The 17,682-nt window shown below is 67.8% G+C and carries 18 protein-coding genes; 13 read left to right on the forward strand and 5 right to left on the reverse strand.

Annotated features, from left to right (window positions below):
* Positions 1-12 precede the first annotated feature (12 nt).
* From uvrC to pgsA, 5 genes are read left to right on the forward strand one after another with little or no spacing between them, the layout of a single operon-like run.
* Positions 13-1,878, forward strand: coding sequence for an excinuclease ABC subunit UvrC (gene uvrC, locus KZX42_RS04740; protein WP_248117587.1), 1,866 nt, complete (start codon positions 13-15; stop codon positions 1,876-1,878).
* 21 nt (positions 1,879-1,899) lie between these two features.
* A complete protein-coding gene (locus KZX42_RS04745) occupies positions 1,900-2,523 on the forward strand; it encodes a carbonic anhydrase (protein ID WP_248117589.1) in 624 nt (207 codons plus the stop codon).
* Between the two features lie 36 nt (positions 2,524-2,559).
* On the forward strand, positions 2,560-2,808 hold the full coding sequence (locus tag KZX42_RS04750) for a type II toxin-antitoxin system prevent-host-death family antitoxin (RefSeq protein WP_248118052.1): 249 nt from the start codon (positions 2,560-2,562) through the stop codon (positions 2,806-2,808).
* A complete protein-coding gene (locus tag KZX42_RS04755; protein ID WP_248117591.1) occupies positions 2,805-3,254 on the forward strand; it encodes a PIN domain-containing protein in 450 nt (149 codons plus the stop codon). Before KZX42_RS04750 ends, KZX42_RS04755 begins: the two co-directional genes overlap by 4 nt.
* Entirely contained in the window at positions 3,251-3,880 is a 630-nt protein-coding gene (gene pgsA / locus KZX42_RS04760; protein ID WP_248117593.1) for a CDP-diacylglycerol--glycerol-3-phosphate 3-phosphatidyltransferase, read from the forward strand. Before KZX42_RS04755 ends, pgsA begins: the two co-directional genes overlap by 4 nt.
* On the opposite strand, the gene KZX42_RS04765 is transcribed toward pgsA, so the two are convergent.
* Together KZX42_RS04765 and KZX42_RS04770 are read right to left on the reverse strand one after the other, a co-directional pair.
* Entirely contained in the window at positions 3,877-4,395 is a 519-nt protein-coding gene (locus KZX42_RS04765; RefSeq protein WP_248117595.1) for a TIGR02281 family clan AA aspartic protease, read from the reverse strand. The genes pgsA and KZX42_RS04765 overlap by 4 nt on opposite strands.
* Positions 4,396-4,453: 58 nt before the next feature.
* Entirely contained in the window at positions 4,454-4,681 is a 228-nt protein-coding gene (locus tag KZX42_RS04770) for a DUF1289 domain-containing protein (protein ID WP_248117597.1), read from the reverse strand.
* Positions 4,682-4,837: 156 nt separating this feature from the next.
* Between KZX42_RS04770 and KZX42_RS04775 the strand changes: the two genes are divergently transcribed.
* Both KZX42_RS04775 and KZX42_RS04780 read left to right on the forward strand, forming a co-directional pair.
* Entirely contained in the window at positions 4,838-4,990 is a 153-nt protein-coding gene (locus tag KZX42_RS04775; protein ID WP_017505113.1) for a hypothetical protein, read from the forward strand.
* Between the two features lie 117 nt (positions 4,991-5,107).
* A complete protein-coding gene (locus KZX42_RS04780; RefSeq protein ID WP_248117599.1) occupies positions 5,108-5,923 on the forward strand; it encodes a crotonase/enoyl-CoA hydratase family protein in 816 nt (271 codons plus the stop codon).
* A gap of 72 nt (positions 5,924-5,995) precedes the next feature.
* On the opposite strand, the gene KZX42_RS04785 is transcribed toward KZX42_RS04780, so the two are convergent.
* Genes KZX42_RS04785 through KZX42_RS04795 form a run of 3 tightly spaced genes read right to left on the reverse strand, consistent with a single transcriptional unit; the run spans position 5,996 to position 8,955 of the window.
* Positions 5,996-7,009 (reverse strand): HlyD family efflux transporter periplasmic adaptor subunit, encoded by a 1,014-nt coding sequence (locus KZX42_RS04785; RefSeq protein WP_248117601.1) that lies wholly within the window; start codon positions 7,007-7,009, stop codon positions 5,996-5,998.
* Positions 7,010-7,036: 27 nt separating this feature from the next.
* Positions 7,037-7,792: an ABC transporter ATP-binding protein gene (locus KZX42_RS04790; protein ID WP_248117603.1), complete on the reverse strand. Its 756-nt coding sequence runs from the start codon at positions 7,790-7,792 to the stop codon at positions 7,037-7,039.
* Positions 7,789-8,955 carry an ABC transporter permease gene (locus KZX42_RS04795; RefSeq protein WP_248117605.1) on the reverse strand — a complete coding sequence of 389 codons (1,167 nt, stop codon included), beginning with the start codon at positions 8,953-8,955 and terminating at the stop codon, positions 7,789-7,791. Before KZX42_RS04795 ends, KZX42_RS04790 begins: the two co-directional genes overlap by 4 nt.
* A gap of 224 nt (positions 8,956-9,179) precedes the next feature.
* On the opposite strand from KZX42_RS04795, the gene KZX42_RS04800 reads away from it, so the two are divergent.
* The 6 genes from KZX42_RS04800 to KZX42_RS04825 all read left to right on the forward strand — a co-directional run bounded on the left by KZX42_RS04800 (position 9,180) and on the right by KZX42_RS04825 (position 17,628).
* Positions 9,180-11,273, forward strand: coding sequence for a S46 family peptidase (locus KZX42_RS04800; protein ID WP_248117607.1), 2,094 nt, complete (start codon positions 9,180-9,182; stop codon positions 11,271-11,273).
* A 173-nt stretch (positions 11,274-11,446) separates the two neighbouring features.
* Complete coding sequence (locus KZX42_RS04805; RefSeq protein ID WP_248117608.1) at positions 11,447-13,522, forward strand: S46 family peptidase; 2,076 nt, start codon at positions 11,447-11,449, stop codon at positions 13,520-13,522.
* Positions 13,519-14,028, forward strand: coding sequence for a GNAT family N-acetyltransferase (locus KZX42_RS04810; RefSeq protein WP_248117609.1), 510 nt, complete (start codon positions 13,519-13,521; stop codon positions 14,026-14,028). The genes KZX42_RS04805 and KZX42_RS04810 overlap by 4 nt, the downstream gene beginning before the upstream one ends.
* A 208-nt stretch (positions 14,029-14,236) precedes the next feature.
* Entirely contained in the window at positions 14,237-14,794 is a 558-nt protein-coding gene (locus KZX42_RS04815; protein WP_248117610.1) for a TetR/AcrR family transcriptional regulator, read from the forward strand.
* Between the two features lie 12 nt (positions 14,795-14,806).
* Positions 14,807-16,510 (forward strand): MFS transporter, encoded by a 1,704-nt coding sequence (locus tag KZX42_RS04820; protein WP_248117611.1) that lies wholly within the window; start codon positions 14,807-14,809, stop codon positions 16,508-16,510.
* Positions 16,511-16,533: 23 nt separating this feature from the next.
* Positions 16,534-17,628: an HlyD family secretion protein gene (locus KZX42_RS04825; RefSeq protein ID WP_248117612.1), complete on the forward strand. Its 1,095-nt coding sequence runs from the start codon at positions 16,534-16,536 to the stop codon at positions 17,626-17,628.
* Positions 17,629-17,682: the final 54 nt, after the last annotated feature.

Consider the following 17,682-nt stretch of genomic DNA (forward strand, 5'->3'; position numbering starts at 1 on the left):
ATATCCCGCCCGATGACCGCGGAGCCCCCCGATTCGAAACTGACCGCCGCCGCCCTGATCGCCGACGAGGCGCGGCGCGCGCCGGACAAGCCGGGCGTCTATCGCATGTATGGCGAGGACGGGTCGTGCCTCTACGTCGGCAAGGCCCGCAGCCTGAAGAAGCGTGTCGTCCAGTATGCGCAAGGGCGGTTCCACACCCAGCGCATCGGCCTGATGGTGGCCCAGACCCGGTCGATGGAGTTGGTGGTCACGGCGTCCGAGACCGAGGCCCTGCTGCTGGAATCCAACTTCATCAAGAAGCTGAAGCCGCGCTACAACGTGGTTCTGCGCGACGACAAATCCTTCGCCGAACTGATGATCCGCAGCGACCACCGCGCCCCCCAGGTCAAGAAGCATCGCGGCGCCCACACCACGCCCGGCCACTACTTCGGCCCCTTCGCCTCGACCTGGGCGGTCAACCGCACGCTGAACACCCTGCAGAAGGCCTTCCTGCTGCGGTCCTGTTCCGACAGCGTCTATGAGACCCGCACCCGCCCCTGCATGCTGCATCAGATCAAGCGCTGCTCGGCGCCCTGCACCGGCCTGATCTCGCTGGAGGATTACGGCGAACTGGTCGATGAGGCAGAGGCCTTTCTGCGTGGCAAGTCGCGCGCCGTCATCGGCCGCCTGTCGGGCGAGATGCAGGCCGCCTCGGACGCCATGGACTTCGAACAGGCCGCCCGCGTGCGCGACCGCATCCGGGCCCTGTCGGCCATCGCCATGGAGAACTCTGTCAGCGCCGACAGCGTGGCCGAAGGCGACGTCTTCGCCCTGCATTCCGATGGCGGTCAGGCCTGCGTCCAGGTCTTCTTCTATCGCGCTGGCCAGAACTGGGGCGGGCGCGCCTATTTCCCGCGTGTGGACAAGTCCGACACGGACCCGGAGATCCTGGCCGCCTTCTTGGGCCAGTTCTACGAGGACAAGCCCATCCCGCGCCTGATCCTGTCCAACGTCCGCCCGCACGAGCTGGAGCTGCTGGAAGAAGCCTTCTCGATGAAGGCGGATCGCAAGGTCGAGATCGCGCGGCCCCAGCGCGGCGAGAAGCTGGCCCTGGTCGACCACGCCCTGACCAATGCCAGGGAGGCCCTGGGCCGCCGCCTGGCCGAAAGCTCGGCCCAGGGCAAGATCCTCGACGAGGTGTGCGAGGCCTTCGGCCTGGAGGCCCGGCCCGAGCGGATCGAGATCTACGACAACGCCCATATCCAGGGCACAAACGCCGTCGGCGGCATGGTGGTGGCGGGGCCGGAGGGCTTCCAGAAGTCCCAGTACCGCAAGTTCAACATCCGGGGCGAAGACCTGACCCCCGGCGACGACTACGGCATGATGCGCGAGGTGATGCGCCGCCGCTTCGCCCGCCTGGTCAAGGACGAGGAGGAAGGCGAGGACGTCGTCCGCCCCGACCTGCTGCTGATCGACGGCGGCGCGGGACAGCTGGCCGAGGTTCTGGCCGTCATGGCCGAGATGGGCGTGGACGACATCGCCGTGGTCGGCGTGGCCAAGGGGCCGGATCGGGATGCCGGCATGGAGAAGTTCTTCATGCCGGGCAAGGCGCCCTTCATGCTGCCCCTGAAGTCTCCAGCCCTCTACTACCTTCAGCGACTGCGCGACGAAGCCCACCGCTTCGCCAACGGCGCCCACGCCAAGCGCCGCTCGATGGACATCAAGAAGAACCCGCTGGACGAGATCGAAGGCGTCGGCCCCGGCCGCAAGAAGGCCCTGCTCCACGCCTTCGGCTCCGCCAAGGGCGTCAGCCGCGCCTCCGTGGTCGATCTGGTCAAGGTGGACGGCGTCAGCCAGCCCCTGGCCGAACGCATCCACGCCTTCTTCCGTAAAAACTGAGCCGGATGTAAAGACCCCGTCATGAGCGACATCGAAGACGAACTGACCGCCGGCTATCGCCGTTTCCGCGCCGACCACTGGCCGACCGCGCGCGCCGAGTATGAAACCCTGGCCACCAAGGGCCAGAAGCCGCACACCCTGATCGTCGCCTGTTCCGACAGCCGCGCCGATCCGGCCCTGATCTTCGACGCCAAGCCGGGCGAGCTGTTCGTCGTCCGCAACGTGGCCAATCTGGTCCCGCCATACGAGCCGGACGGCAAGCTGCACGGCGTGTCGGCGGCGCTGGAGTTCGGGGTCAAGGTGCTGGGCGTCAAGCGGATCGTGGTCATGGGCCACGCCCACTGCGGCGGGGTCAACGCCATGATCCACGGCGCGCCCGAGATCGTCGCCGACTTCGTGGCCCCGTGGATCGCGCAAGGTGCGCCCGTCGTCCAGCACGTCGCAGAGACTGTCGCCCCCGACCAGCTGGAGCGCGCGGCCGAGGAGGCCATCGTGCGCCTGTCGATCCGAAACCTGCGCACCTTCCCCTGGATCGCGGAACGCGAGGCCAAGGGCGAGCTTCAGCTCAGCGGTCTTCACTTCGGCATCGCCGACGGCGCCCTGACCGCCCTGACCGACCAGCCCCGGTTCGAACCGTTGGCCTGACTTGCAGAAAGTAGTGAAAGTCACTACTTTTTGAGCATGGACCAAACCGTCACCGCTTCCGCCGCAAACCGGCACTTCTCCGAACTGCTCCGGCAGGTGGAGGGCGGGGAAACTGTGGCGGTGACCCGACACGGCAAGGTGGTGGCTCGCATCGTGCCCGCCGATCAGGAGGCCGATGCGCGCAAGGCGCGTGAAGCGGCGTTGAAGGCCTATCTGGCTCGCGCCGCCCAACGTCCCGTCATCGATATTGGACCCTGGACGCGCGACGAGCTTTACGAGCGGTGAAGGTCGCCATCGACACCAACGTCCTCGTTTATGCCGAGGGCGTCAGCGGCGCCCACAAGGGCGAAACGGCCCGTCTCCTTATGGACCGACTGAAGACCGACGCCGTCGTGCCGGTCCAGGTTCTGGCGGAATTCTTCAACGTCCTGACCCTGAAAGCGCGCATTCCAGCATCCGAAGCGCGCGGCCTCACGGGTCAACTGGCCGGCTTTTATCAGACGGTTCCAACGACGGATGGCCTGTTGGCTGAGGCTACGGCGCTAGCCGATCTTCATCGACTGAAGATATTCGACGCGATCATCCTTTCCGCCGCCGCCGAAGCCGGGTGCGGCCTTCTGCTTTCCGAAGACATGCAGGACGGCTTCGTCTATCGAGGCGTGACCGTCGCCAATCCGTTCGCAGAGACGCCGCATCCGCTGCTGGCGTCCTTGCTGGAGACCCTGCCATGACCGCCCACCGCGCCAACCCCATTCCCAACATCCTGACCGGCGCGCGCCTGGCCGCCGGGGTGGTGATGTTCCTGATCCTGGCGGGCGCGACCAGCGGCTTCCCCCTGGCCGATCAGTGGATGAGCCCCGACGACCAGTTCGCCCTTTACCGCGTCGCCTTCTGGATCTTCGTCATCGCCGCCTCTACCGACTGGATCGACGGCTTCCTGGCGCGGCGCTGGAACGCCACCACACGCTGGGGCGCGATCCTGGACCCCATCGCGGACAAGGTTCTGGTGACCGGCGCCATCCTGGGCGTGCTGACGTCCGGCTCGGTGCCGCAGATCATCATCCCCTGCGGCCTGATCCTGTTCCGCGAGTTCGCCGTCTCGGCCCTGCGCGAGACCATGGCCGGGCGGATCGAACTGCCCGTCACCCTGGCGGCCAAGTGGAAGACCACGCTGCAACTGGTCGCCCTGGGCTGTCAGCTGTTCGCCCGCAACTGGGACGGTTTCGGCCTGTCGCTGGACTGGCTCGACAACTTCCAGTTCTTCTCGGACGTGCTGATCTGGCTGGCCGCCATCATCACCCTGTGGACCGGCTGGCAGTATTTCCACGAAGCCCGCCGCCAGATGCGGGACCTCTAGGGCCTCAGCGTCAGGCCCGTCGGCGTGGCCTCGAAGGCCGACAAGCGACCCAGGTAGCTCATGCCCAGCAGGGAGTATTCCAGCCCCTGCTCGACCACCAGCGCCTCGACCTGATCGACCCGCGCCCCGGCGACCGAGACGGTGTTCAGCCGAACCGGCGCGGCGCGCACCATGCCCGACGCCGTCTGGATCCGGCCGGTGAAGCTCGCTGGTTCCGGCTGGACCCCGAGCCGACGAGCATCGGCCCGCGTCAGGACCACCACGCTGGCGCCGGTGTCCACCAGCACCCGCACCGCCCTTCCGTCGATCCGGGCGTGGGCCCAGTAGTGGCCGTCGTCGGCCTTGACCACCTGGGCGGCCGTGCCGACTGCGGCGGGCGCCACGACAGCGGCGGGGGCGGTCGCCGCTTGGGCCGCCCCGTCGCCCTCCAGATGCCGGATCGTCAGCGCCGTGGCGAAGGACGCCGTCAGGGCGACGCCGAACACGGTGATGGACTGGAAATCGATGCGGATCATGCCCCCTGTCTAGCGAGGCGATCTTTGGATGCCGTGAAACGACGTGGCTGACGAAAGCTTAAACCCCGCCCAGCTTCGCCGGATCAATCCGGTCGCGGCGCGATGGCAGGTCGGCCATCACCGCCGCACGCGCGTCGTCGCTCAGGGCCCGCCAGCCGGCGATCTCCTTCAGGGTGCGAAAGCATCCGAGGCACAGGCCGCTTTCGCCATCCACCGCGCACACCATGACGCAGGGGCTGGCGATGGCCTTGGGGGGACCGGGAGGAGCGGGATCGGGCGGGGTCATTGTGACGTCCGAACGAAAATCATTCCGACTCCTGACGAATAAATTTGCAAATTCACGAAACTGTCTTATGTTGTCCGATGACGCGAAACGACTGACGGTGGAATCCCATTGGTACGACGCGTCTCTTTTCATCGTTCTGCGAAAGGAGACGCCAAGATGAACGATAAGGAGCGTAACCTCCAACACGCCATGATGTCCTTCGCCCTGTGGGGCGGGATGCTGGTGAACAGTCGGCACATGCCGTCGAACTCGGGCCGGGTGGTCAGCCATCCGTCCAACTTCGTACCGTATACGATCAAGAAACGCTGACGGCCCTGTGCGGCCCAAGCCTGCGGAAGCCCCGGTCTCGCCGGGGCTTTTGCAATTGCGCCCTTGCCTAACCCTGCGGCGCCGGTCGATGACGGGCGCGAACATCGGAGACGACACATGGGCCTGATCGCCGAAGAGCGCCTGATCGCTGAGGAAAGAAGAGGCGCGATCCTGATCTGGACGCTGGACCGCGAGGCGCGACTGAACGCCCTGCCGGACCTGGGCGACGGCGACGAGGTCGCGTCGGCGTGCGAGCGGGTCAACGCCGATCCATCGGTCCGCTGCGTGGTGCTGACGGGCGCGGGGCGCGCCTTCTCGGCCGGCGGCGACCTGACGGCCATGCGGGACCGGCGCGATCTGTTCGAGGGATCGGGCGCGGCGATCCGCGAACGCTATCGCCGCCTCGTGCACCGGATCGTGCGGTCCCTGTATGGGCTGGAGGTTCCGCTGATCGCCGCCGTCAACGGGCCGGCGATGGGACTGGGCTGCGATATCGCGGGTCTGGGCGACATCCGCATCGCCTCGGAGCGGGCCAGCTTCGGCGTGCCCTTCCTGAAGCTGGGCATCATCCCCGGCGACGGCGGGTCGTGGCTGCTGCCGCGCAACATCGGCTACGCCCGCGCCGCCGAGATGCTGTTCACCGCCCGGTCCATCGACGCCGCGACCGCAGCCGAATGGGGTCTGGTCAACCGCGTGGTCGCGCATGACAGGCTGATGGACGAGGCCCTGACCACCGCCGCTCAGATCGCGGCCCAGCCGCCCCAGGCGCTGCGCATGGCCAAGACCCTGCTGCGCCAGGGCCGCGACACGACCTTCGACCAGATGCTGGAGATGTCGGCGGCCATGCAGGCCCTGGCCCATCTGACCGACGATCACCAGGAAGGCGTCGCCGCCGTGCTGGAAAAGCGACCAGGCGATTTCAAAGGAAACTGAACGGGGCTGGCGGCCCCGAAACGAAAAAGGGGCGCCGCAGCGCCCCTTCCCACGACCGATCGGCGGCGTCGGTTACTTCTGCCCCGCCGGACGCATGGCGGCGGACGGGCTGACGCCGGCCTGGACCGGGCGGGCGACGCCGGCCTTCTGACCGGGCTTCATGAACTTCACCAGAACGCGCTGGCCGATCAGGAAGGGCGTGTCGTCGGCCGAGACCACCACCTCGACCACCCGCTCGTCGGTGCGGGCCGAGGGGTCTTCGGATTGGAGCTGACGGGCGCCGAACACGGCGGCGCGGCGCAGCACGCGGCCCACGGTGATCTTGGTGGGATCGCCTTCCGGGGTCAGCTCGACCTCCTGGCCGACCGTGACATTGGGGATGTCGGCCTCGACGATCTCGGCGCGGACGATGCGGGCGGTGTCCGGCTCCAGATCAAACATGGCCGTTACGTTCAGGGTCGAGGCGCCGGCGCCGGGCTGGGCGTAGCGGCGGGCGATCCGGCCGTCCATCGGCGCGCGGATGACGGTCAGTTCCTGATTGTAGCGGGCCTCGGCCAGACGCGATTGGGCCGTCTGGATCGCGGCGTCCTGAGAGGCGATGCGCGCCTCGGCCTGGGCGATCTGATCGCGCGCCTGGTCCAGCCGCTGGGCCGCGACATTGTTGGTGGCCGACAGTTTCGACAGGCGGTCGTATTCGCGCCGCGCCGTGGTCAGTTCCACCCGCGACATCCCCAGCTGGGCGCGCGCCTCGGTGACGGCGGCGGCGGCGCTTTGGGCGGCCAGGCGCGTCTCGTCGTCTTCCTGGCGGGCCAGGATCTGGCCGGCGACGACGCGGTCGCCCTCATTGACCAGAACCTCGCGCACCACGCCGCCGCGACGGGCGGCGACCTTGATCACCCCGCCCTCGACGTCGGCCTTGCCGTTGGCGATGGCGGCGTAGGGGCTGTCGATCTTCTGGGACGCCTCCTTCTCCTGCTGCGCCTTCTTGGCGGCCCCGGCCTTGGAGAAGGCCATGAAGCCCCCGGCCAGCAGCACGATCAGGACCAGTCCGATCCAGAGCCATTTGTTCTTGAGGAAGGCGGGCATGACGGCAGGGTCCGTTCGAGAGAGGGCTTAGTGGGACGCCAGCTGGGCGTCGGGATTGGGGATGCGGCGTTGATCGTCCAGAATCTTGCCGTCCTCGATGTGAATGACGCGGTCGGCCCAGGCTTCCAGACGCGGGTCGTGGGTCACGCAGATGACGGCCGCGCCGTGTTCGGTGGCGGCGCGACGCAACAGACGGATCACAACCTGGCCGTTCTCGCCGTCCAGGGCCGAGGTTGGTTCGTCGGCGAACAGGATCTGGGGGTTCTTGGCCAGGGCGCGGGCGATGGCCACGCGCTGCTTCTCGCCGCCCGACAGGGCGCTGGGCCGCTGGTTCAGGCGATGGCCCAGCCCCACTTCCTCCAGAGCCGTAGTCGCCCGCGCCTTGGCTTCGGACTGGGACAGGCCCTGATACTTCAGGACCGTCATCACCTGCTGCAGCGCCGTCAGCGACGGGAACAGGTTGAAGCCCTGGAAGATGAATCCGCAGTGGTCCAGGCGGAACTTGTCGATCCGGCCCGCGCCGTATTTCCACAGGTCGTCGACGTCCAGGATGTCGACCCGGCCCTCCTCGGGCTTCAGCAGCCCCGACAGATTGGCGATCAGGGTGGACTTGCCCGAGCCGGACGGCCCCATGACCATGGTCAGATCGCCGTGCCGCGCGTCGAAGTCTACGCCCTTCAGCACCTCGACCCAGCTGCGGCCGGTCTTGAACCGTTTGACCAAGCCCTTGGCCTCGATGGCGAAATCGCCGTGCTTGCCGTGCGTGGTGGTATGAGAGGTCATCGCAGCAGATCCGCAGGCTGGCTCTTCTTCAGGACGCCCAGCGACAGGAAGCCGGAGCCCAGGGCGATCAGCACCAGCATGGCCGAAACCATGAGCACCATCGTCGGCGGGAAGGACATGGTCAGGCCCGTGCCGGCCGCCAGCAGGCTGACCAGCCAGGTCAGGACATAGGCCGCCAGCACGCCCGCGATGCCGACCCAGAAGCTGAGCTCCAGCACGATCCGACGCAGCGACCCCATGGAGACGCCCAACGCCCGCAGCGAGGCGAACTCCTTGATGTTGGCCATGATGGCGCCGCGCAGCGTCTGCCAGGTGATGGCCACGCCGATCAGAATCCCCAGGAACAGCGAGAAGCCCAGCATGATGGCGATGAAGCTCTCCTTCATCATCGCGCCCTCATTGGCCTTGGCCAGGTCCTGACGGGTCCAGGCCTTGAACTGGCCGTTTGCGATGGCGTTCAGCTGGGCCACCACGACAGCCGCGCGGGCCGGGTTCTTGATCTGCACCATCAGCGGCCCGACCCGCTCGCCGGTGTTGGCCTCGCCCAGCATCCGCAGGGTGTCGCGCGACATGACCACGGTGGCCTGCATCATGTTGGGATAGCCCTGGGTCACGGCCGCGACCCGCACGGTCTTGCCGTTGTAGGACGCCTGGTCGCCTAGCTTGACGCCCAGACGTCCCAGGGCGGTCTGGTCGACCGCCACGGCGTAGGGCTGGCGCAGGGCCTCGACCAGGTCGTCGGAATAGTCGGTCGGCACCGTCACCGCGCCGGGCACGGCGTCGATGGTGGTGACATTGACGAATTCCATCTTCTTGGCGCCCTCGGACGCCTTGCCCTGCGTATCCTGGTTCTTGACGATGTTCTGCCAACGACCGCCCGAACCATCCAGGTCGGCGACGGCGATCACCTCAGGGTGCTGATAGACCACCGGCATGATGCGGCGGGGCACGCCCGACGGTCCGCCGTTGAACAGGGCCGTTGCGCCGGGGCTGAGGATCATGATGTCGGCGCGCGCACGGTCGATCTGGGCCGTGAACGCCTTGCCGATGCCCATGAACATGCCGACCTGGGCCAGGACCAGCAGACCCGAAAAGGCCAGCGCAACGATGGCGGCCATGTAGCGGCGCCATTCGTAGAGCAGCGTTGAAAGTGCAAGCGACATGAACCGGCGGTTCCCCCGAACTGGGCGCTATCTGACCGCGAGCCATCGCACCGCCAAGTTAAATCGCAGTAAGGCTGGGGTCGTGTTCGAGCGGGCCTGATCGGTTGCGCCGTATTGAACACGAGATTAAGGCCCGTGCAGCCCTTGGCGCCGGCCCATCGTCGGCGTTAGTTACAACATAACAGATGGGACAGGCTGTCCCACGTTCCGGGAAACACGCCGCCATGTCCTTGCCCTCGCTTCGTCTCACCGCCTCTCTCGCCGCGCTCGGCGCCGCGACCGCCGTGCTGTCGGCGCCCGCTTCTCCGGCCAAGGCCGACGAGGGGATGTGGACCTTCGACAACTTCCCCATCGCTACGGTGAACCAGAAGTACGGGACCAACATCGATCAGGCCTGGCTGGACCGGGTCCGCAACGCCGCCGTGCGCCTTCAGGGCTGCTCGGCCTCGCTGGTGTCGGGCGAAGGCCTGGTGCTGACCAACCACCACTGCGTCGTCTCGTGCGTGCAGGACCTGTCCACGGCCCAGAACGACTACGTCAAGAACGGCTGGATGCCCGGCTCCCGCGAGGAAGAGAAGAAGTGCCCCGGCCAGACGGCCGAAATCCTGACCGACATCACCGACGTCACCGACCGGGTCGTCGGCGCCGGCGCCGGGCTTGAGGGCGCCGCCTTCGTCCAGGCGCGCGCCGCCGAGATCGACAAAATCCAGAAGGAGGTCTGCGGCGACGACCAGAAGCTGACTTGCCAGGTCATCAGCTTCTATCGGGGCGGCCAGTACAAGCTGTACAAGTTCCGCAAGTATGACGACGTGCGCCTGGTCTTCGCGCCCGAGTTTCAGGCTGCCTTCTTCGGCGGCGACCCGGACAACTTCAACTTCCCCCGCTACGCCCTGGATGCCGGTTTCCTGCGGATCTACGAAGACGGCAAGCCGGTCGCTACGCCGAACCACCTGACCTGGAACGCCAATGCACCCAAGGAAGGCGACGTCACCTTCGTCGCCGGCAATCCCGGCTCCACCCAGCGCCTGCTGACGGTGGCCCAGCTGGAGGCGCTGCGCGATCAGCAGATGCCGCTGACCCTGATCCAGTCGTCCGAACTGCGCGGCCGCCTGCTGGAGTATTCGACCGCGGGCGAAGAGGCCAAGCGGGTCACCGTCGATCCGCTGTTCGGCCTGGAGAACAGCTTCAAGGTCTTCTACGGCCAGCAGGGCGCCCTGACCGATCCGGCCTTCATGGCCACCAAGCGCCGCGAGGAGCAGGAACTGCGTCAGCGCGTCGCCGCCGACCCGGCCCTGGCCCAGCGCATCGGCGACCCCTGGGCCGATCTGGAGCGCGTCTCGACCGCGCAACGCGACCTGTATCTGCCCTATCGCCAGCTGGAATCGGCGGCGGGCCAGCGGTCGCAGCTGTACAGCTACGCCAAGGCCATCGTCCGCGCCTCCAAAGAGCGGGCCAAGCCGGTCGCTGAGCGCCGCGCCGGCTATTCCGACGCCGACATCGCCTCGCTGGGCCGCCGCCTGGCGACCGAGACGCCGATCTCGACCGATCTGGAGAAGATCTTCCTGGACTTCTGGCTGTCCAAGACCCGCGAGTATCTGACCGTCGATAACGCCAACGTTAAGGCGCTGCTGGGCAAGGAAAGCCCCGAGCAGGTGGCCCAGCGCCTGATCGACGGCACGCGCCTGGCCGATCCAGCTTTCCGCGCCCAGGCCCTGGCCATGACGCCGGAGCAACTGGCCGCTTCGGGCGATCCGCTGATCGCCTTCGTCCTGGCCAATGACGACGCAGCCCAGGCCGTGCGCACCCAATGGGAATCGGCCGTGTCCGGCCCGACCAGCCGCGCGGGCGAAAAGATCGCCCAGGCCCGGTTCGCGGTTTACGGGACCAACCTGTACCCCGACGCGACCTTCAGCTTGCGCCTGTCCTATGGCCAGGTGAAGGGCTGGACCTATCGCGGCGTGACGGTGGAGCCCTTCACCCAGATCGGCGGCCTGTATGAGCGCAACACCGGCGCCGAACCGTTCAATGCGGCGACCGACTGGCTGGCGGCCGAGAACAAGGTGAACAAGGCGACCGTCTATGACTTCGTCTCGACCAACGACATCATCGGCGGCAACTCGGGATCGCCGGTCATCAACGCCAAGGGTGAAGTCATCGGCGCGGCCTTCGACGGCAACATCCACTCGCTGGGCGGCAGCTTCGGCTACGACCCCGAGCTGAACCGCACGGTGACGGTCTCGACCGCCGCCATCACCGAGGCCCTGCGCAACGTCTACAACCAGCCGCGCCTGCTGCGCGAACTGGGCGTGCGTCGCTGATCAAGGACGGAGTCTCCTCCCCGCTTTGCGGGGAGGGGGACCGCGAAGCGGTGGAGGGGCTCTTCACTACCGCGCCGGGGCCTGTCATGTGTCGCAGAGCCCCTCCGTCACGACGCTGAAGAAGCGCCGCGCCACCTCCCCGCACAGCGGGGAGAGACTTCAAGGATCGCTCCATGCGCCCTCTTCTCCTCGCCTCCGCCGCCCTTATCGCCTTCGCCGCCACGTCGGCGCGCGCGGAGGAAGGCATGTGGACCTACGACAACTTCCCGATCGCCCGCGCCAACCAGACGCTGGGAACTAACATCGACCAGGCCTTCCTGGATCGGGTGCGGCTGTCGTCGGTGAAGTTCGGCGGCTGTTCGGCGGGGGTGGTGTCGGGCCAGGGGCTGGTCATGACCAACAACCACTGCGTCGCCACCTGCGTCGCCAACCTGTCCACGCCGCAACAGCAGTACGGCGAGACGGGCTTTACGCCCAAGACGCGCGAGGAAGAGCGCAAATGTCCCGGCGCGACAGCCGAAATCCTGACCGACATCTCCGACGTGACCGAGCGGATGCACAAGGCCGGCGAGGGCCTGGACGGCCAGGCCTTCACCCAGGCGCGCGAGGCCGAGGCCGGGCGCATCGAGACCGAGGCCTGCGGCGCCGACCCCAAGATCCGCTGCCAGGTCGTCAGCCTTTATCGCGGCGGCCAGTTCAAGCTCTATAAGTTCCGCAAATACACCGACGTGCGTCTAGCCTGGGCGCCGGAAGACCGCGCCGCGACCTTTGGCGGCGATCTGGACAACTTCTCCTTCCCGCGCTTCGCCATCGATGCGGCCTTCATCCGCCTGTACGAGGACGGAAAGCCGGTCGAGACCCCGACCCACTTCGTCTGGAACGCCGACAAGCCGACCGAGGGCGAGGCCGTCTTCGTTTCGGGCAATCCGGGCGCGACGCAGCGCCTGCTGACCATGGATCAGCTGGCCACCATCCGCGACGTGGTCCTGCCGCTGGATCAGTTGATCGCATCCGAACTGCGCGGTCGTCTGATCCGCTATTCCGAAGAGGGCGAGGACCAGGCCTTCATCGCCATGGACCCCATCGTCGGCGTGGAGAACACCTACAAGCGCGGCCTGGGCCGGATGCGCGCCCTGACCGACGCCGACTTCATCCAGGCCAAGGCGGCGGCCGAGGCCGACTTCATGCAGCGTTACGCCGCCGCCGACGCCAACGGCTCGAACCCGTGGGAGGCGCTGAAGACCATTCAGCCGCTGGCCCGCGAACTCTACGCGCCCACCGCCCTGCTGGAGGGCGGCACCGCCATGGGCACGACCTCGGTCGCGGGCGGATCGCAGCTGTTCCAGTGGGCCAAGGCCATCGTGCGCGGCGCGCAGGAGCGGGCCAAGCCGTCGGACCAGCGTCTGGCCGAGTTCGCCGACAGCCGCCTGCCCGGCGTCGAATCCGGCCTGTTCGCTGAAAAGCCCACCTATCCCGAACTGGAGCAGATCCGGCTGGAATGGTGGCTGTCCAAGACCCGCGAATGGCTGACGGTCGACAGCCCCTACGTTCGCACCCTGCTGGGCAAGGAAAGCCCCGAGGACCTGTCGGCGCGCGTCGTCGCCGGCACCAGGCTGGCCGATCCGGCGGTGCGTCGCGCCCTGTGGACCGGCGGTCTGGCGGCGGTTCAGGCGTCCGACGATCCGATGATCCAATATGTGCTGTCGATCGACGCCGACGCCCGGGCCGCCCGCGCCGAGTGGGAGAACAAGGTCAAGGCGCCGACCGACCGCGCTTCCGAACAGTTGGCCGCCGCCCGCTTCGCCGCCTATGGCGACGCGGTCTATCCCGACGCGACCGGCACTTTGCGCCTGACCTATGGCAAGGTCGAAGGCTCCGACGTGCCGGGCCAGCGGTTCGGCGCCTTCACCACCTTCGCCGGCCTGTGGGACCGCGCCACCGGCGCCGAGCCGTTCAAGGTCGCGCCCAAGCTGATGGCCGCCAAGGACCGGATCGACCCGAACGCGGTGATGGACATGGCCGTGTCCACCGACACCATCGGCGGTTCATCCGGCTCGCCCGCCGTCAACGCCAAGGGCGAGATCGTCGGGGCCAACTTCGATTCCACCGTCCTGACCCAGCGCAACGCCTATGGCTACGACCGCAACACCAACCGCAGCGTGATCGTGACCACCCAGGCGGTGACGGTGGCCCTGCGCGATGTCTATGGGATGGACCACCTGCTGACGGAGCTGGGCGTCCGCCATTGAGCCGGATCGCCTTTCGGGCGGCGACGTCCGACGATGTCGCCGCCCTGCATCCGTTGATCGAACGGGCGTATCGCGGCGAGACGGCCAAGGCCGGATGGACGCACGAGGCCGACCTGCTGTTCGACAGGCGGACCAGCGCCGAGGAGTTGGCGGGTCTGATCGCCGATCCCGATCGGGTCATCCTGCTGGCGCACGACGCCGACGATCTGGTCGGATGCGTGCAGGTCGCCCGGGCCGGCGAGGACCGGGCCTATCTGGGGATGCTGACGGTCGAGCCGACGCTGCAGGCGTCCGGCCTGGGGCGTCGTCTGCTGGCCGTCGCAGAGGCCGAGGCCGTCGCCCGGTTCGGGGCGCGGCGCATGGAGATGACCGTGATCCATCGCCGCGCGGAACTGATCGCCTGGTACGCGCGGCGCGGCTACGCCCCGACCGGCGAGACCCGCCCCTTCCCTGTCGATCCGCCCCGGCCCGAACTGGCGTTCGTGGTGCTGGAGAAGGGGCTCTGAACCTGTCTTTCTCCGTGTGGGAGAAGGTGGCCTAAAGGGCCGGATGAGGGTCGAGCGACGGGCCAGGTCGTAGCACCCGACCCTCATCCTTTCGCGCCGGAACGCCGGCTGTCGCCAGCGTGCGTTCAAGCCCTCTCCCAACGGAAGCAGGTAAGATGTTCGCAGCCTCTTGCAAAACGGACACGACTGTCCATTTAAGCGCGTCACCATGTCGCGCCCTGCCCCCAGACCTGTCCGAAAGGACGCCGTTCAGAACCGCGCCGCCCTGTTGCAGGCGGCGCGCGTCGTGCTGTCCGAACAGGGGCTGGACGCGCCGCTAGACCTGATCGCGGAAAAGGCCGGGGTCGGGCGCGGCACGCTTTATCGTCATTTCGCCGACCGCACCGAACTGGCGCTGGCGGTGCTGGAGGCCGATGTCGCGGACCTGGGGCGACGCACCGACGAACAGGGCGACGACCCGGCCGTCTTCTTCTGGTTCCTGGACCGGCTGGCCGAGGACATGATCCGCAATGCGGGCCTTGCGGGCCTGGTGCGGAACGTGCGGTCGCCAGACGCGCTTACTCCCTTGCGGCAGAGCTTGATGGAGGCGGGCGCCGCATCGCTGAAGCGGGCCCAGGCCGCCGGTCTGGTGCGGGAGGATATGCGGCCGATGGACATTCGTCTGATCGCCACCCTGCTGGGCGCCGGTTTCCAGGGCGCCGACGCGGCCGAGCGCGAGGCCGTGTCCCTGCGCACCCGCGAGATCATCCTGGACGGGCTGAAGTGAGGAGGCGTTCTGATGGCCCGCGCCGACCGTCACTGGCATCTGCCGTGGGACCAGTATGTCGCGACGCTGAAGCCGCACGAACTGCCCACCCTGCCCGGCTCGCCCGCCACGCCGGATCACGCGCCCTGGCTGAGGGTGCAGTACGCCCTGACCGGGGTTCTGGTGGCCATGGTCGGCGCGCTGGGCAACGCCGCCGTCACCGCCAACATCACCAGCCTGCAAGGGTCGCTGGGGATCACCCTGACCGAGGCGGCGTGGCTGCCGGTCGTGTTCGTGATGACCAACGCCTGCATGAACCTGATCCTGGTCAAGTTCCGTCAGCAATACGGCCTGCGCCTGTTCACCCAGATCTGCCTGGGCGCCTTCGTGGCCACCTGCGCGGCGCACCTGCTGGTCGACAACTATGAATCGACCCTGGTGGTTCGGGCGGCGGCGGGCATGGCGGCGGCAGGCCTGAGCAGCCTGGGCTTCCTCTATATGATCCAGGCCTTTCCTGCCAAACACCGCCTGAAGGGGCTGGTGATCGGCATCGGCCTGGCCAGTTTCGCCGTGCCGATCGCGCGCCTGGTGATGCCGACCCTGCTGCAACTGAACGACTGGAAGGCGTTTTACACCTTCGAGCTGGGGATGGCGCTTCTGGCCTGGGCGGCGGTGCAGGTGTTGCGTCTGCCGCCGGCCGAGCGGCTGAAACTGTTCGAGCCGCTGGACTTCCTGACCTTCGCCCTGTTCGCGCCGGGCGTGGCGCTTCTGGCCGCCGCGCTGGGGCTGGGGCGGATCGTCTGGTGGACCGAGGCGGCGTGGATCGGCTGGGCCCTGGTCGGGTCGATCATCCTGCTGAGCGTGGCTCTGGCGATCGAGCACAATCGCGCCAATCCGCTGATCAACACCCGCTGGCTGACCGGCAAGGACGTGCTGCGCCTGTTCGGGGCCGTCATCCTGATCCGCGTCACCCTGTCGGAACAGACCTCGGGCGCGGTGGGGTTCCTGACCGTCGTCGGCCTGGGCCAAGACCAGCTTCACGGCCTGTTCCTGCTGATCCTGTTGTCGATGGTGGCGGGCACGGCGGTCAGCGCCCTGACGCTCAACATGACCAAGCTGCACAAGCCCATCGCCATCGCCCTGGGTCTGATCGCCATCGGCGCCTTCATCGACAGCCACGCCACCGTCCTGACCCGCCCGGCGCAGCTGTATTTCAGCCAAGCCCTGGTCGCCTTCGCCTCGGCCATGTTCGTGGGACCGGCCCTGCTGATCGGGGTGGGACGGGTGCTGCAGACCAATCCACGCAATCTGATCAGCTTCATCGTCATGTTCAGCGTGCTGCAGAACGTGGGGGGATTAGCCGGATCGGCCTTGGTCGGCACGGTCCAGGTCCTGCGCGAGAAGTTCCATTCCAACGAACTGGCCGCCGGGATCGACGCCATGAACCCGCTGGTCGTGCAACGCCTGGCCCAGCTGTCCGGCGCCTATAGCCACGTCGTCGGCGACCCAGCGCTTCTGAAGGCCGAGGGCGTGGCCCTGCTGAGCCGGCAGGTGACGCAGCAGGCCAATATCCTGGCCTATAACGACGTCTTCCTGCTGATTTCCGTCATCGCCGCCCTGGGCTGCGCCTGGGTCACGGTCATCCACCTTCTTCCCCGCTTCAAGGCCCGCAAACAGGCGCGCCAAGACGCCCGGCTGGCGGCGCAACAGGCCGCCGCAGCCGCCGCCGTCGACTGAAACCTACCGAGAGCCGAACCGACATGACCGACACCACCGCCCCGACCTCCGCTCCTGCTCCTCAACCCGTCCCGGCGCCCGCCGAGCCGAAGAAGCGCGTCCTGTGGTCGGTAGTGGCGGCCTGTATCGCTGTGCTGGCCATCGGCCTGGTGCTCTACGCCTGGCAGTTGCCGCCCTTCACAGGCCATATCCAGCGGACCGACAACGCCTATGTGCGGGGTCAGGTGACGCTGATCAGCCCACAAGTCAGCGGCTATGTCACCCAGGTTCCGGTTCAGGACTTCCAGACGGTGCAGCAGGGCCAACTGCTGGCCCAGGTGGACGACCGCATCTATCGCCAGCGGCTGGAGCAGGCCGAGGCCAGTCTGCACGCCGCCGAGGCGGCTCTGTCCAACTCGACCCAGACCCAGGCGTCCGCGCGGGGGTCCGTGGCCCAGCAGCGCGCCTCCATCGCCGCCGCCGAGGCGACGCTGACGCGGGCCCAGGCCGACGCCAATCGCGCCCGCACCCTGAAGGCCGGCGGCTGGGTCGCCCAGGCCAATGTCGACATCGCCGAGGCCGCCCTGCGCAGCGCCCAGGCGCAGGTCGCCCAGGCCCGCGCCGCCGAAGGCATCGCCCAGACCGGCGTCACGTCCGCCGTGGTCGGCCGCGACAGCCTGGCCGCCGCCGTGGAAAACGCCCGCGCCGCCGTGCGCCTGGCCCAGATCGACCTGGCCAACACCCGCATCGTCGCGCCGCGCGGCGGTCGGCTGGGCGAGGTCGGGGTGCGTCAGGGCCAGTATGTCACGGCTGGCACCCAGCTGATGGGTTTGGTGCCCGACGTGGTCTGGGTCACCGCCAATATGAAGGAGACGCAGATGCGCAATATCCGCGTCGGCCAGCCCGTCACCCTGACCGTCGACGCCCTGGGCGGCCAGACGCTGCGCGGCCGCGTCGAGCGCATCGCCCCCGCCGCCGGCTCGGAGTTCAGCGTCATCCGCCCGGACAACGCCACCGGCAACTTCACCAAGGTCGCCCAGCGCATCCCCGTCCGCATCCGTATCGATCCGGGGCAAGAGGCCGCGCAGCGCCTGGCGCCGGGGATGTCGGTGGTGGCCAAGGTGGATACGGCAGGCTGATCTCAGGACGCCAAGGAACAGGTTCGCCCGCGCTGCGCTCCCTCTCCAACAAGA

The organism is Brevundimonas sp. EYE_349 (assembly GCF_023147505.1).
In the GTDB taxonomy this organism is placed as follows: domain Bacteria; phylum Pseudomonadota; class Alphaproteobacteria; order Caulobacterales; family Caulobacteraceae; genus Brevundimonas.